The sequence below is a fragment of the Marinobacter sp. ELB17 genome, from assembly GCF_000169375.1.
Taxonomy (GTDB): Bacteria; Pseudomonadota; Gammaproteobacteria; order Pseudomonadales; family Oleiphilaceae; genus Marinobacter.
The window spans coordinates 104,567-118,202 of record NZ_AAXY01000005.1 but is presented as its reverse complement, the minus strand read 5'-3'; the positions used below and the strand labels follow the sequence as shown (position 1 = coordinate 118,202).

The 13,636-nt window shown below is 51.5% G+C and carries 13 protein-coding genes and 3 pseudogenes; 9 read left to right on the top strand and 7 right to left on the bottom strand.

Annotation, left to right across the window (positions count from 1 at the left end):
* Positions 1–154 precede the first annotated feature (154 nt).
* Positions 155–1,612 carry an IS66-like element ISMrsp4 family transposase gene (locus MELB17_RS08440; protein WP_007349766.1) on the bottom strand — a complete coding sequence of 486 codons (1,458 nt, stop codon included), beginning with the start codon at positions 1,610–1,612 and terminating at the stop codon, positions 155–157.
* A 355-nt stretch (positions 1,613–1,967) separates the two neighbouring features.
* Here MELB17_RS08440 and MELB17_RS08435 point away from each other — a divergent pair, with 355 nt between their 5' ends.
* Both MELB17_RS08435 and MELB17_RS08430 read left to right on the top strand, forming a co-directional pair.
* On the top strand, positions 1,968–2,300 hold the full coding sequence (locus MELB17_RS08435; RefSeq protein ID WP_036184077.1) for a hypothetical protein: 333 nt from the start codon (positions 1,968–1,970) through the stop codon (positions 2,298–2,300).
* 84 nt (positions 2,301–2,384) lie between these two features.
* Positions 2,385–2,981, top strand: coding sequence for a CBS domain-containing protein (locus MELB17_RS08430; RefSeq protein WP_007349765.1), 597 nt, complete (start codon positions 2,385–2,387; stop codon positions 2,979–2,981).
* A gap of 159 nt (positions 2,982–3,140) precedes the next feature.
* On the opposite strand, the gene MELB17_RS08425 is transcribed toward MELB17_RS08430, so the two are convergent.
* From MELB17_RS08425 to MELB17_RS25000, 4 genes are all read right to left on the bottom strand, one after another.
* Complete coding sequence (locus tag MELB17_RS08425; protein WP_007349764.1) at positions 3,141–4,154, bottom strand: hypothetical protein; 1,014 nt, start codon at positions 4,152–4,154, stop codon at positions 3,141–3,143.
* Between the two features lie 117 nt (positions 4,155–4,271).
* The gene (locus MELB17_RS08420; RefSeq protein ID WP_007349763.1) at positions 4,272–5,573 is read right to left on the bottom strand and encodes a hypothetical protein; all 1,302 of its coding nucleotides are present in this window, start codon (positions 5,571–5,573) and stop codon (positions 4,272–4,274) included.
* 61 nt (positions 5,574–5,634) lie between these two features.
* Positions 5,635–6,048, bottom strand: a complete 414-nt coding sequence (locus MELB17_RS25005) for a pirin-like C-terminal cupin domain-containing protein (protein ID WP_198136463.1) — start codon at positions 6,046–6,048, stop codon at positions 5,635–5,637.
* On the bottom strand, positions 6,020–6,466 hold the full coding sequence (locus MELB17_RS25000) for a pirin family protein (RefSeq protein ID WP_198136462.1): 447 nt from the start codon (positions 6,464–6,466) through the stop codon (positions 6,020–6,022). Before MELB17_RS25000 ends, MELB17_RS25005 begins: the two co-directional genes overlap by 29 nt.
* Positions 6,467–6,561: 95 nt before the next feature.
* Here MELB17_RS25000 and MELB17_RS08410 point away from each other — a divergent pair, with 95 nt between their 5' ends.
* Together MELB17_RS08410 and MELB17_RS08405 are read left to right on the top strand one after the other, a co-directional pair.
* A complete protein-coding gene (locus MELB17_RS08410) occupies positions 6,562–7,467 on the top strand; it encodes a LysR family transcriptional regulator (protein ID WP_036184074.1) in 906 nt (301 codons plus the stop codon).
* An 84-nt stretch (positions 7,468–7,551) separates the two neighbouring features.
* On the top strand, positions 7,552–8,556 hold the full coding sequence (locus tag MELB17_RS08405; protein WP_007349759.1) for a glutathione S-transferase family protein: 1,005 nt from the start codon (positions 7,552–7,554) through the stop codon (positions 8,554–8,556).
* Between the two features lie 76 nt (positions 8,557–8,632).
* On the opposite strand, the gene MELB17_RS08400 is transcribed toward MELB17_RS08405, so the two are convergent.
* Positions 8,633–9,424, bottom strand: a complete 792-nt coding sequence (locus MELB17_RS08400) for an IclR family transcriptional regulator C-terminal domain-containing protein (RefSeq protein WP_007349758.1) — start codon at positions 9,422–9,424, stop codon at positions 8,633–8,635.
* A gap of 275 nt (positions 9,425–9,699) precedes the next feature.
* Between MELB17_RS08400 and MELB17_RS26105 the strand changes: the two are divergent.
* The 5 genes and pseudogenes from MELB17_RS26105 to MELB17_RS08385 all read left to right on the top strand — a co-directional run.
* Positions 9,700–10,105: pseudogene (locus MELB17_RS26105) on the top strand (CoA transferase subunit A); the annotation flags it as partial.
* Positions 10,088–10,210: pseudogene (locus MELB17_RS26100) on the top strand (CoA-transferase); the annotation flags it as partial. The pseudogenes MELB17_RS26105 and MELB17_RS26100, both read left to right, overlap by 18 nt.
* 30 nt (positions 10,211–10,240) lie before the next feature.
* A pseudogene (locus MELB17_RS26095) lies at positions 10,241–10,564 on the top strand (3-oxoadipyl-CoA thiolase); the annotation flags it as partial.
* Positions 10,565–10,815: 251 nt separating this feature from the next.
* A complete protein-coding gene (locus tag MELB17_RS08390; RefSeq protein ID WP_007349756.1) occupies positions 10,816–11,757 on the top strand; it encodes a sugar ABC transporter substrate-binding protein in 942 nt (313 codons plus the stop codon).
* A 172-nt stretch (positions 11,758–11,929) separates the two neighbouring features.
* Positions 11,930–12,538, top strand: a complete 609-nt coding sequence (locus MELB17_RS08385) for an ABC transporter permease (protein WP_007349755.1) — start codon at positions 11,930–11,932, stop codon at positions 12,536–12,538.
* On the opposite strand, the gene MELB17_RS08380 is transcribed toward MELB17_RS08385, so the two are convergent.
* Positions 12,535–13,623 carry an IS630 family transposase gene (locus MELB17_RS08380; protein ID WP_036184071.1) on the bottom strand — a complete coding sequence of 363 codons (1,089 nt, stop codon included), beginning with the start codon at positions 13,621–13,623 and terminating at the stop codon, positions 12,535–12,537. The genes MELB17_RS08385 and MELB17_RS08380 overlap by 4 nt on opposite strands.
* Between the last annotated feature and the right edge of the window lie 13 nt (positions 13,624–13,636).

Sequence of the window (13,636 nt, the reverse complement as noted above, 5' to 3'; positions counted from 1 at the left end):
AAAAGAGCTGCTGATTAGTCCAGCCGAGTGTCTTTTGGCTAATGCTATCCCCAGCACCGCAGACCTAGTCTGGTTGACGCGCCGCGAAACTGGTTGAGAATCCGAAAGCCGTGGGTGTCAATGCCGGCTTAATAGATTGCGTGCTTGTAACTATTCAGCTGGTTTGATTTAAAACGGTCGTATCATTACCCGCACCCACCGCCATGAACGGCGGCATACTCCCCTCGAACAAATGCATCAGGGCTTTCGAGGCAGACACGTTCTGCTTACGCGCCGTCGACAGATAACTGCGCACGCGACAGAAGATCTCGGCTCCTTCAAAGGATCGAAAACAACCCGATATTTTCTGCTGCACTTTGAACATACGGATGTCCCGCTCACCTTGGTTGTTGGTAAACGGTACCTCTGGATTGTCGAGGAAGCGTAGCACATCCGATTCGTAGGCGATCAACCGCTCCAGCAGGTTGCGTGCCCGCGTGCGTTTGAGCCGCCCGGGCTTGCCTTGGCGCAGGCTTTCATCCGGTGGCGGGCACTCTTTTTGCGCTTTTGCCAGGCAGCGTCGGTACACCTTGCGCCACCGCTGCGCTTTGTCCGGTGGCAGGCAGCCGCCGGCGTCGTCGACGCTGTCGGTCATGATGTTCAGTAGAGTTTGCATCCGTTGAGCCCACACCTGTTTATCCTGCTCCCAGGCGCGCTGAAGTTCTCGCAGGTGGTGCGCATTGCACAGAGAGTGCAAGCATGAATAACGGTAATACGGCTTCCAGTGATCATGACAGAGCACACCGTTGAAGCGCGGCAGGATGCCGATCGCATTCATCGCTTTCTGGCCTCGTTGTGCATGGGGCGCAAGCCAGGTCAGTCGGTCATTCGATGCGCCGTGCAGCCAGTGACGTTGACCACCGATGTTCACGCCTGTTTCATCGGCGTGAACCACCGACGCCTCGGCCAGGCGATCCTTGACCCACGGCTCAAATTCAGCGGCCTTATTGAAAGCGTCCTGATTGAAGTTGAACAGTGAGCCGACACTCAGTGGGATGCCGACCTGGTCTTCGAAGTACTCGCGGATGCGATCATAGGGCAGGAGCTGGTATTGCGACAGATAGACCGCGTGGGCCTTCAGCTGCGGGCCGTACTGAACCGAGCGTTCTACACCGACCGGAAAAGGCGCCACAAAACGTTGCCCCTGGGCATTTTCCAGGATCTCGGCCTGGTACTCGGTGACAAAACGGCGGATGTCCAGGTCAATGACCTGACGTTTCTCGACGCCCACAACCCGAAATGCGCCGCCTTTGGGTAAGGTGCGTCGATCCACTTTCACCCGCTGGATGGCATCCGGATCTACCACCGGTTGCAGCGTCTTGCCAATGCGGCCGGGCTGCCCGCCCGGCTTGCGCCCGCTCTTCAAACGGTTCTGTCTGGGGCGGTTCGGATCCTGGGACGGCGGCGTGCTGCTGTTGGCACTGTGGGTGTTAATCCGCCCACTCAGTATCTGGACCAGCACAATCAGCAACTCGATGGCCGTCCGCATGGAAGGCGCGACGGTTGTGTCTGCTTGGAGTTGGTGTCTGACGTTCGCCAGCGCGGCGTCGACATCGATGTTGCTGATCTTCATGGGTCTGAGTACCGTCGAGTGATTCATTATTATCGCACGACTTTCTTAGGTCGAATTTTTCGTCCTGAGCGCGGATTTGAGCGACTTTTTCAAGGCCACTGCGCCCCGGGGATGAGCGACAGCACAAGACTGCACCGAGAGGATGGTGGAGGTTCTGCGCACGACTTTATGGCCTCGCACTGAGTGCGGCCAAAGTTCTCGGAATTGAAGTCAAAACCCTGTCAAGAACTTTTTTAGAAAATTTGAGCTGAATAGTTACGCGTGCTTTTACATTAGCCAGCTTGTATTGTTACTTGGAGTTGGCGTTATTATAGACATTAACCCAGACATTGGTTAGGCAGTTAACGGTGAAATGATGACCAGTCGCCCCGAACAAAAAGTCAGTTTGACAGGCAATTTTGTCGCATTGCTTGGATTGATTTTTGTTGTCTGGACATTGGTATCCGTCGCTCTTCCAGAACAGGGCAAACCGGTTGCAACCGCCGTTGCGTTGGGCGACTGGCAGGGCACGGCGGGATCAACCGAGGGGGCGTCTTCTCCCGGGGATGCGATACCGCAGCCTTCTACTATCGGCTTTCCGTCTCTGGCGCTCACTTCCCATGCCCTGCACCTTTTGGCCTTTGAAAGACCTCCTTCACGACTTCTCAGTTACCCCGGCCAGTCACAGGCGCCCCCCTCACTGCTTTAGACATTTGCGAACACCCGGATTTTACTTGCCTATATCTGGGCAGGTTGTGTCTGACGGAATGATCTTTAGTAATGAGGAATTACCATGAGCAATCAACTGCATGTTATGGCTGAACAACCGGTCAGTGCCCGTTACCGGCTTGCGTCTCGGGCGCAAAATGCCCTTACCCACGACGATCTTGCAACCGAACTACTGAAAGACTTTAACAGGCAAAACCCGCTAACCGTCCGCTCATCAGAGGATATCCACGCGATCGGGAAAAAGCTGGAGCTTTCCGGAGAAACCTTGTGCGTGGTTATTAATCGCAAGGATGATGTGATCGGAATGCTGCACATGAAAGATCTGATCGGTTCCTTACCCATGAGCCTTGCCAGCCAGCGTGGAAGCTCCATCGCTGACCTGGTGGCACAGGATGTTATGCGGCCGGTTTGGAGCCTGCCAACGATTGGTTTCAACAAACTGCAAAACCTGACCGTTGATGACTTGCTGTCCACTTTCAGGGAGTTGCATTCGGACTATCTTCTGGTAATAGAAACGGTTGCCGGTGAAGAGGATAAAGTTGTCCGCGGGCTTTTGTCTGCTGACGAGCTCAGCCGGCGCCTTGGTGTTTCGGTGAACACCACACCTCGTCCTGAGTCATTCTCTGACATCGTTCATGCTGTTCGGCAAACCTTGGGGTAAAACGTCCCATGGCGGTGCGCCTGATGCGCCGGCCATCTTAAAAAAGGCAGGCCAGTCACTTACTGGTCTGCCTTTTTTACGTTTGGAGTGATGTTAAAAACCGCGACAGATTTTTCTATTCAAAAGACCCCTCCGCAAATTTTCATTTTGATGCACGTCTCAATCTTTAGCATAAGGCGGTGTTTCGAGATAACGATCGACCAAGCTCCGCAATTTCTCCTGATAGAGTTCGTCGCTTATCAACCCTTGGTTACGAAGCTGTTTTATTACTTTCAGTTTTTCTGCGAGATCCTTGCCTCCTGTTGGCATTAGAAGGTCATCGGTTGAATCGATTTTCTCATGTATGTTCCGCGGTGCTGTTTGAGACACTGTTTTGGTAGAGCTATTACTTGAGCCAGTCAGTTTGCTGAACTTCAGCCAGTCAACGCGATTGGCTCCGCCTGGACTCGCATTAACATTTGGCAGCAGTATTGCAGGGCCTTCACCTGGTTTAGTTCGCGAACCGATCTCTGTAATAATGTTGGCCGTTCGGTTCAGTCTGCGCTTAGGTGCATCAATAGGAGGCGGTGCTACGCCGCTCGCATCTGTGCGAGGGTCTTTAGCCAAAGTCCCGAAGATCAGGTTAAGCTTACCGTCGACAAAAAAAACGCGGAAGGCGGTTATGTCAGCATCTTTCAAACCTACGTAGCGATCGGTGCGTTGCTGTTCAGCACGGACGGCGATGTCTTCATCGGGAGCAGCGGCTGCGAGGTTGCGGCTTAGCGCCATTGCTATGCGCCGAGACTGATCGCTTTTAAAGACTGATTGGTTGAGGGGTTGTCTGGATAATCCAAAAAAATCATCTGATTCAGGCGACGGTTTCATTGTTAAATCATTCAGCAAGCTGGCCAAAACTTGGGGTGAGATTTTAACGGGGTGATCGTTGTTGGCGGTGCCAGGTTCAATTGGAACTGTTTTTACAGCGTCGCCAATGCCAAGGTCTGCGCTCGAACGGTTAGGCACGGAAGAGCACGCGGTTAAAACAAGAAAACAGGTGCCGAGTAACGCCAGGTCCCGTAACCGCTTCCATTGGATGGCTTTCAATGTCACACCCAATGTCGCAATCAATGTCATAACGGCCAGGTTGGTGTGTTCATGCATCTTGCGTTGAAGAACAGAACAGATAATGCTCATAAGACTGCCTTGAGACCGATTTAGTGAAAATATCGGGCCAACCTTGTTAACTCGATAAGCGTAGGTAGTCCCGCAAACTGTGTTGAAGTCAGTGAGCGGGACCTTACCTCTAACGGCTCAGAAATAGAGTGAGTTCACGATGTTGAACTGTGTGCTCCAGCTATCATCGTTTCGTGCTGGTCCTCCGTTTGCAAAGTTGGCATTTTTCGAGGTTAGAATACTGATCCATGTATAGAAACTGCCGGTTGTGAGCCGCACGCCAACGATATTGAACTGGGTGTCCAACGCCGTAAATTTGTCGTTACTGCCGCTGTTAAGGTAATCATAGTCGTGGTAGAACTGGACGCTTTTATAAATCCCGAGGTCGGCAGGCATGGTGTATGAAAGCCGTGACGAGTAGACCGTTCCATTGGCCGGAATAAGTGCACCGGTCGACAGGGCGATGGAATCTCGAGTTTGGCCCGGGGCAGTTCGGTCTTCCTCAATGTTGTGCTTATACGTCAAGGCTTGAAGGGTGCCCCCGAACCCGCCGTTACTGTAATTGGCGAAGGCAGCGGCAGCCCAGTGGTCGCCACCGTCTGATTTAGTCGCTGTGTTGTAATAGTCGCCCGCCTGTCCGTTGATCCCGAGTTGTAAATCTGACCTGTTGTTCAGGTTAAATGTGTAAGCACCCCCACCGCCAAACGTGTTTATCGGTTCAACGTTTGCAAAGAAGGTATCACCGCTAAATCCGCGAGGATTGATTGCACCTTGGCTGACCACATCTGGGCGAAAACGGGCGTTCGGGTTGGAGCTCAACGCTTCCGTGTTTTTCATAAAACTGAAAACCAGCTCAAGACTGTCGTCTTCAAAGATGGTTTTTACGCCCATGTCAGGGTTGTTTGCCAGGCCCAGCCATAATGGAACATCGCTGAGAAAGCTGTTGTCGTAGTATGAACCGTCAACACCAGCGCCGAGAGGTTGGTTCAGAACACCACCCTGTACCGTCCATTTATCGGAAAGGTCGTAACCCAGGTATGTATAAGCCGGAAAGAAGCCTTGTTGAGTTATCTGGTAGTCCCAACGAGAGCTGTAATAGAGCCCGTTATCGAATTCACCACTGGCAATAATTTCAATTTTGTCTGCAAAAAAATTGCCTGTTTTTTCACGACTGCTTTCATCGTGGTCGGCGAGGATGTACAGCGTTTCAACGCCCAAACTCAACCGCAAAGGTACTTTTTCTTCTATTGTGTTTAAGCGGTTTTCGATGGAGGTCATTCTGTTGGTGTCACTGCCGCTGTTAATGCCAGCGGGCAGATTATCTTGCGCCAATACGGGTAATGCCAACGCCATAAGGCTGACATAGGTGAGGCCGCGGATGGGCATCAGGTTTGTTCGCTGATCACTCATGCAGTTACGTTGCTTTTTGTTGTAAGTCATTTGTTTACTCTCTAACGTGGTTTTTATTTGGAGTGAGTATTACCCCGCTTTCGCGAGTCTTTTATAGCGCCAGGGTTCCATTTCGATAGTCACGCAGCGCTTGTTCGATTTCCTCTTGGGTATTCATTACAAAGGGGCCGTAGTGAGCGATGGGTTCGCGATGTGCAACGCCCGCTAAAATCAATGCTTGCGATTTGGCATCACCGCTCAGGTGTATTTCGCTGCCCGGGCCCAGGCATCCCAGTTCGCCCTGTTTGAGTTCCTGGCCGCTGACTTCGAGTTGTCCCTCGAATACATAGATCAGCAGCGTTGGTGCCGAATGCTCGAGAGTGAGCGACCCTGGTTCGAAACATAAATGCGCCACGGCTCCCTGGCCCGCCAAATTCTCAAGGGGGCCGCTGATGTTTTGACCCTCAAGCCGCCAGTCACCGCCCAAGGCGATCAGTTCACTTCCAGAGGCTTTGATGCGCGGCATTTCGACCGCTTTTACATCTCTGTATGTGGCGTCGCTGAGCTTGTCGCGGGCCGGCAGGTTTAGCCAAAGCATGGAAAGCATGCAGTCCATGAACATCGGTTAGAGGCATTTCGGAATGGATCATCCCGTGGCCGGTATGCATCCACTGGGCGTCTCCCACACCGATGGTGCTGGTGTGCTCCAAATGATCCTTGTGGGTGAGTCCCCCTTGGAGCACATAGGTCAATGTTTGAATGCCCCGGTGTGGATGGGAAGGGAAGCCGCCAATGTAATCGTCGGGACATTCTGACCGGAGTTCGTCGAGCATCAGAAATGGGTCAAGTCCGCCTTTGAAGTCATTAATTCGCGAAATCTTGACGCCGTCGCCATCTTGGCTGGGCTGACTTTTTGTTTTGCGTTGGATGGTGCGCGTTGTCATAAAAATCCCGTAGTCCTGATGAGTTCATTTACTATACAATTAGTTTTTCGAACGTTAATCGCATAATTTTCGTCTTATCATTCGAGTAAAACGAAATGTCACGTGTAACCTTAGTGCAATGGCGGATGCTGGCGGCAGTCGTCGATCATGGAGGCTTTGCCCGGGCCGCTGTGGCGATTCATAAGAGCGCCTCGACGCTCCACCATGCTGTACACAAATTAGAGTCCCAGCTGGGTGTTACTTTGCTTGAGCCTGTTGGTAGACAAGTGCGTTTGACCGAGGCAGGGGAGATGTTGTTGCGCCGCGCAAGGCAGCTGATCGAGAACGCTGAAGCGCTAGAGGCGGTTGCAGAGAGCGTGGCAGGGGGATTGGAATCAGAAGTTACTTTGGCGGTTGACCAAATATTTCCTGTTGATGTTCTAGCTCGCGCGATGGAGGGCTTCTCCGAGGAGTATCCGTTCGTGCGTGTGAAGTTGTATGAAACGGTTCTCAATGGGGGTGTGGAGATACTCCAGGATGGCCGCGCCGACCTTGTTGTATCGAGCATTGCCGCCCGCGGTTTTCTCGGTGAGCCACTGATTACCTTGCGTTTCATTGCCGTAGCGCACCCGAATCATCCCCTGCACCTTTTGGAGCGCCCGCTCGATCTGCGTGATTTAGAACAGCATCGCCAGCTTGTGGTGCGTGACTCGGCGCTTCATAAGTCGACGGATGCCGGATGGCTCGAGGCTGAACAGCGCTGGACGGTCAGCCACTTATCCACCTCTCAGGACATGCTCGAACGTGGGCTGGGTTTTGCCTGGTTTCCGGAGATCCGGCTCCGCGAGGCATTCGAAAGTGGCAGGCTGAAACCTCTACCGTTGGGTGATGTAGGCTCGCGGTTGGTTCCCATGCAGTTGATATTCAAAGATCGGGATGGAGCGGGCCCGGCTATAAAGAGCGTTGCGAGGTGGCTCAAAGAAGCTGTGCTCAGTCTCAAACCATTCGATTATCGCGATTAAAGAGTTGAAAAACTTGAACGGAATGGTCGAGATAAACCGTTTATGCTTTCGGCCGAATTTATCAGCTAATTACCGGAGATACTTATGGGCCTATTGATTGAAGGCGAATGGCACGACCAGGGATATGACACCAAAAAGGAAGGAGGCGAGTTTGTTCGTGAATCCTCAAAGCTTCGCCATTGGATAACACCTGACGGCAGGTCGGGCCCCGACGGACAGCGAGGGCTTCCCGCGGATCGAGATCGGTATCATCTGTATGTATCCCTCGCTTGCCCATGGGCGCATCGAGTTCTGATGCTGCGACAGCTTAAAGGCCTGAACGATCTTGTTTCGGTGTCGTACACCAGTCCGCTGATGCTTGACCAGGGATGGTCTTACCACGTAGAGGAAGGCTCGAGCGGAGATGCCGTCAGCGGCGTGGATTTCCACCACCAACTCTACACAATGACTGACCCGGACTATACCGGTCGGGTCACTGTGCCTGCGCTATGGGACAAACAACAGAGCCGGCTTATTAATAACGAGTCTGCGGATTTGGTACGGATATTCAACTCCGCGTTTGACGAGCTCACCGGCAATCGTCTCGATTTCTATCCTGAATCCATGCGCGGGATCATCGACGCGATCAACGATGATGTCTACGAACACATCAATAATGGCGTCTATAAGGCAGGCTTCGCCACTGAACAAGCGGTTTACGACACGCACGTGGCTGCTCTGTTCGAGGCACTTGATCGAATGGAGGTGCGCCTCTCGGAGCAGCGCTACCTCGCCGGAGAGTGGCTCACTGAAGCGGATATTCGTTTGTTTGCTACTTTGATTCGCTTTGACGCGGTTTATTACGGTCACTTCAAATGCAACATAAGACGCATAGAGGATTACCCCAATCTAGCGAACTATATGCGCGAACTTTACCAGTGGCCAGGCATGAAAAAGACCGTGGACTTCGAACACATCAAGCGCCACTACTACTGCAGTCATACCACCATTAATCCCACTCGCATTGTGCCGAAAGGGCCGGTTTTCAGCTTCGAACAACCCCATGACCGGGAGCGATTGACGGGTCATGCGGTTGTTACGAATGCCTGAGAATATGTTTAAAATCCTGAGGCCTGAAATAATGGCCTAAGAGTTATGGCATGAATATTTAGATAAGCGTGGCGAGTTAGCTGACATTGGCACGGATCAGCCGAGCCTTGTCCTGCAATAGTGGCAGGAAGGTATTGTGCAACGTATCGAGGCTGATACGTGATGCGTTGGTACTTATGTTAATGGCGCCCAAAAGTTTATTTTTGGCATCGAAAGCGGGTACCGCCAGGGAGCGTAACCCCGAATCCAACTCTTGGTCGACGATACAGTAGCCCTGCGCGCGTACCTTGAGAATACAGTCGTGTAGTTGGGCTCGATCGTCGATGGATTTTTCGGTATGGCGCTCAAGCTTCACTCTGTCGAGATAGTTTTTGAGCTCGTCTTCTGGCAAATGTGCTAGCAGCATTCGGCCCATTGACGTGTAGGCTGCGGGTAATCGGGTGCCTACGGAAAGCGAAATCGACATTAAGCGATGCTTGGCGGCAGAGCGAGCCACGTAGGCCACCTCGTCGCCATCCAGAACGCCCAGCGATGAGGATTCGCCGCACTCAAGGGTTATATCTTCAAGGAATTGCTGGATGACCGCATGGTAGTTGTTCGCGGAAAGAAAAGAATAACCGAGCTGCAGCGCTTTAGGCGCTAACTCGAAATAACGTTTTTGTTTGCGCACATAACCGAGCGCATGCAGCGTCAGTAAAAAGCGCCTGGCCCGGGCGCGATTCATGTCAGTTCGTGCCGCCACCTCACTCAATGTCATGCACGGGTTGGCAGCGTCAAAAGCCAGAATGACGTCGAGGCCACTTGCCAGTGCTGTTACAAAATCCCGATCGTCGGGGCTTAGAGTATTTTGTTGCTCCAGAGCATCCATAAGAATCCGCATCCTTGATAAAAGATAGTTAAACGTTATCCAAATCTACCGAAAAGTTCGCGTGGCGGATATATGTTCAACTTTTATTTATCATCTAAATTTTCCTGATTTTAAATAAGATTTTGATATCTAGCTGAAAATATCAAATTCCTCGTGCACTTGAAGGTCCGCACGCATTTTTATAGTTTGACGGGATCGCAATAGTTGGCTAATTTGTTCGTATAGAAAATATATATTCGCTATACGAACAAGAATAAGTCAAGAGTTATTTTATTATGGCCGAGTTCCTTAGTCTGCATGATGCTGTATCGATCTACGTTAAAGACGGCACTGCTTTGGCCATGAAGGGTTTTACTCAACTGATCCCCTTTTACCGCGGGCCACGAAATAATTCGTCAGGGAAGGCGCGATCTTACCCTGATCCGCATGACCTCAGATCTGATTTATGATCAGCTGATCGGTGCTGGTTGCGCCAGTAAGGTGATTTTTTCGTGGGGCGGTAATCCGGGTGTTGGCTCACTGCATCGACTGCGTGACGCTGTAGCAAATGGCTGGCCTCGCAAGATAGAGATTCTTGAACACAGCCACGCAGCCGTGCCTTCGGTGCGTCCGGATGTGTCAATTGTGCACGCCCAAAAGGCTGATCGACAGGGCAACGTCCTGGTGCAAGACATTATCGGAGATTACGTATCACCCAAGGTGCGTTTGCCTGGTGGGGGCGGCGCACCGGAAATCGCGACCAATGCCAGTGAGGTCTTTGTGACCTTAAAGGACTCCAAGCGCACGTTCGTCAAGGACGTTGATTTTGTCACCACTCTGGGTTTTGGCCCTGTGCCAGCGACTCACAAATTGCTTACCCGTCTTGGTTTGTCGATGGATGATATTGACATCATTGAACTCAACGAAGCTTTTGCATCCCAGGCCCTCGCTTGCATGCGTGAACTTGGCATTGCTGACGATGACCCGCGGGTCAATGTAAATGGTGGCGGAATTGCACTTGGCCACCCTCTGGGTATGACCGGTGCGCGCTTGCTGCTTACTGCCGCCCATGAGCTGCACAAGCAGCAAAAGCAATATGCGTTATGCACTATGTGTATCGGTGTAGGGCAGGGGATTGCGACGGTGATCGAGCGAGTCTGACCCGTTAGCTTGCTCTTAATGAAGCAAGCATCCAGGTGATCAGATCTGGCGATATAGTGCTTTGTCAGAGTTGTGGTGAGGAAAAACCAATTTGGACATTTCTGAGTTAAATGCACATTGCGGACAGAAGTTCGGAAAAGTAAGGTTAAGCGGAGCTGAAGTTAATTGAACACTACAAAAAGTATTAAGCATTATAAAAAGTAATAAACACTAAAAAAGCAATAACTACTACAAAAAGCTTGGAGATCGATATGTTAAAAACAAAAGCAGCAACCCTTAGTATTGCAATGTTGGTTCTTGGTGGAAGTGTTCATGCAAGCGATTCGTACAGAATCGGCATTACACAGAACAACGTTGGCGTTGACAGTTATCAGACCACCTATCAAAGCGCTTTCAAAAATGCCGCTGAAAAAAATGCGGGAGTCGATATCGTCGTGCTCGACGCTGGCGGTGATGTTGCTCGCCAGATAGGCCAGGTTCGTAACCTGATTCAACAGCGGGTCGATGCCATCATTATTTGGCCAACCAACGGCCAGGCAGTCATTCCCGTTCTTCGTCAGGCGCATGCAGCTGGCATCCCTGTGGTGGTGACGAACTCGCAGATTTCAGAGGCCGGCCTGGAATACATCGCCGCTTTCTCAGGTCCTGATAATGTTCAACAAGGTATTTCCTCCGCCGAAATGATGTGCGAAGCCCTTAATGGTAAGGGTCAAATAGTGCAGGTTGCCGGCCAGCCTGGCTATACAACTGCGATGGAACGCTCTCAGGGCTTTGAAGATCGGCTTGCGGAGGCTTGCCCCGGTGTAGAGATTCTCGAAACCCAGCCTGCAGACTGGAATCGTGAGAAAGCCCAGCGGGTCATGGAGAACTTTCTCACCAAGTACGATGTCATTGACGGTGTCTATTCCGGCGACGATAACATGGGCGTTGGTGCCCTGAACGCGGCCAAAAGTGCCAACAGATCTGGAGGCATCGCCTTCATTGGTGCCACCAACTTCGCGGTTGGTTATGAAGCCATTAGCCGAGGCGAATATTATGGATCTATATACCAATCACCTGTCGATGATGCCGAAGCGGCTCTCCAGACTGCACTAGATATCCTGCAAGGAAAGGACGTTCCAAAGCTGAACTTCTTTGAGACACCAAAGATCACGGCTGCAAATCTATCTGAGTTTGACAAGCCGGTGTTTTAAGGACGTGAGGCCTCCCATATGACGTCTCTTGGTGTCATATGGGAGCTTTTCGCGATAGACACTCCGTGATTGATGAATAGACCTTCATTAAAAGCAAGATAGTAAAGGTCGGGTCACTGGACGAAAAGTTCATCATTGTCGGGACAAGTTTGCGCCTACGCAGGTAAACGTTATGGCTGTTGCAGAGCACATCAAGCAAGGTTCTATCCTTGGCGAGAAAAGCAAAGCTGATCTTCTGGGCTTTCTCTCAGCTCAGGGGATCCTGATGTTCTTCCTGATCGGTATGTTTGTATTATCCCTGTTTTCTGATCAGTTCTTTTCGCAGGGGAATATCATGACGGTGATCAGGCAGGCGTCGATCATCGGGATAATTGCAGTGGGTGTCACCGTGGTGATCATCGGTGGGAATCTCGATCTCTCGGTAGGGTCGATGCTGTCTTTCTCCACCGTCCTGGTGGTGGATCTCCACGATAAAATTGGTCCGACCGAAGCTATTTTGGTGATGTTTGCAGCCACTCTGCTGTTGGGCGCCGTTAACGGCTTTTTGGTGGGGTTTATGCGACTCAATTCGCTCATTGTCACGTTGGCGATGCTCTCGGCGATTCAGGGCTTGGTGCTGATTTACAGCGGTGGTCAAAATGTTGATATCGCCAATCCGGGTGCAACATGGTTCGGTGAGTTTGGGCAGGGTTACGTGCTTGGTATTGCCGTTCCCATCATCATCTTTGCGGCGCTGGCAATCATCATCCAGGCCGCCATGTCCTTCACTAGTGTCCCTTAACAGAAGTCCGTTTGTTTATTGAGTTTGTCTGATAATCTGGCGATTGACTCAATAATCTGGTCGGCAGATTTATGCCATTCAAAGGGTTTCGGGTCGTCATTGTAAATCTTCAGATAGTCTTTGATCGAGCTCTCAAGCTCACGTGTGCTGCGATGTGAATTTCGTTTAATCCAGCGCTCTGAAATCAGCCCAAAGAACCGCTCGACTTGATTGATCCAGGATGCTGAAGTCGGCGTGAAATGCACGTGATAGCGCGGCCTTGCGGCAAACCAGGCGCGCACCTTTGCCGTTTTGTGTGTCCCGTAATTGTCCATGACTAGATGAACGTCCAAATCGTGTGGGACGGCGCGATCAATCTCTTTTAAAAAGGCCAGGAATTCCGTTGCACGGTGTCGGCGATGAAGTCTGCCAATCACTTCCCCGGTCGCTATATCAAGTGCCGCGAACAGCGTCGTGGTGCCATGTCGGACGTAATCATGTGTTCTGGTTTCTGTGTGCCCGAAGGACAGGGGCAGCGCTGGCTGAGTTCGATTGATAGCTTGTATCTGACTTTTCTCATCAACACACAGCACCAACGCCTTCGTTGGTGGGTTCATGTACAAGCCAACGATATCGTGAACCTTGGCTACAAAATGGGGATCGGTAGACAGCTTGAACGTATCATGGCGATGCGGCTTCAAACCAAAAGCCCTCCAGATTCGACTCACCGACATAGCGCTCAATCCGGCCTCTTTTGCCATCAGCTTCGTCGACCAGTGGGTGGCATTTTTTGGCTTTTCCCTGAGCGTTTTATTAATTAAATCAGTAACCTTTTGATCATTTATGGTTCGAGGCCGACCGGTTCTGGGCGCATCAGTCAGGCCTGCAACCCGGCGCGCCTTAAAACGGTTTCGCCACTTACTCACCGTTTCGGAGGTCACCCCAACGCGGTCACCGACCACCCTGCCTGGAAGGCCTTCAGTACTTAGCAGAATGATGCGCGCTCGCAACTGTTCAGCCTCCGGCATGCGTTGTCGCCGCAACCACGACTCCAACTCCTCTCGCTCAGAGTCACTTACTTCAAGGGGTCTAGCTATCCGCGCCATGAGCACCTCTCCT

Bases quoted from the DNA above. Each gene is read 5' to 3' on its own strand.
- MELB17_RS08440 (WP_007349766.1), bottom strand. From the start codon at position 1,612: ATGAAGATCAGCAACATCGATGTCGACGCCGCGCTGGCGAACGTCAGA.
- MELB17_RS08435 (WP_036184077.1), top strand. From the start codon at position 1,968: ATGACCAGTCGCCCCGAACAAAAAGTCAGTTTGACAGGCAATTTTGTC.
- MELB17_RS08430 (WP_007349765.1), top strand. From the start codon at position 2,385: ATGAGCAATCAACTGCATGTTATGGCTGAACAACCGGTCAGTGCCCGT.
- MELB17_RS08425 (WP_007349764.1), bottom strand. From the start codon at position 4,154: ATGAGCATTATCTGTTCTGTTCTTCAACGCAAGATGCATGAACACACC.
- MELB17_RS08420 (WP_007349763.1), bottom strand. From the start codon at position 5,573: ATGACTTACAACAAAAAGCAACGTAACTGCATGAGTGATCAGCGAACA.
- MELB17_RS25005 (WP_198136463.1), bottom strand. From the start codon at position 6,048: ATGCCGCGCATCAAAGCCTCTGGAAGTGAACTGATCGCCTTGGGCGGT.
- MELB17_RS25000 (WP_198136462.1), bottom strand. From the start codon at position 6,466: ATGACAACGCGCACCATCCAACGCAAAACAAAAAGTCAGCCCAGCCAA.
- MELB17_RS08410 (WP_036184074.1), top strand. From the start codon at position 6,562: ATGTCACGTGTAACCTTAGTGCAATGGCGGATGCTGGCGGCAGTCGTC.
- MELB17_RS08405 (WP_007349759.1), top strand. From the start codon at position 7,552: ATGGGCCTATTGATTGAAGGCGAATGGCACGACCAGGGATATGACACC.
- MELB17_RS08400 (WP_007349758.1), bottom strand. From the start codon at position 9,424: ATGGATGCTCTGGAGCAACAAAATACTCTAAGCCCCGACGATCGGGAT.
- MELB17_RS08390 (WP_007349756.1), top strand. From the start codon at position 10,816: ATGTTAAAAACAAAAGCAGCAACCCTTAGTATTGCAATGTTGGTTCTT.
- MELB17_RS08385 (WP_007349755.1), top strand. From the start codon at position 11,930: ATGGCTGTTGCAGAGCACATCAAGCAAGGTTCTATCCTTGGCGAGAAA.
- MELB17_RS08380 (WP_036184071.1), bottom strand. From the start codon at position 13,623: ATGGCGCGGATAGCTAGACCCCTTGAAGTAAGTGACTCTGAGCGAGAG.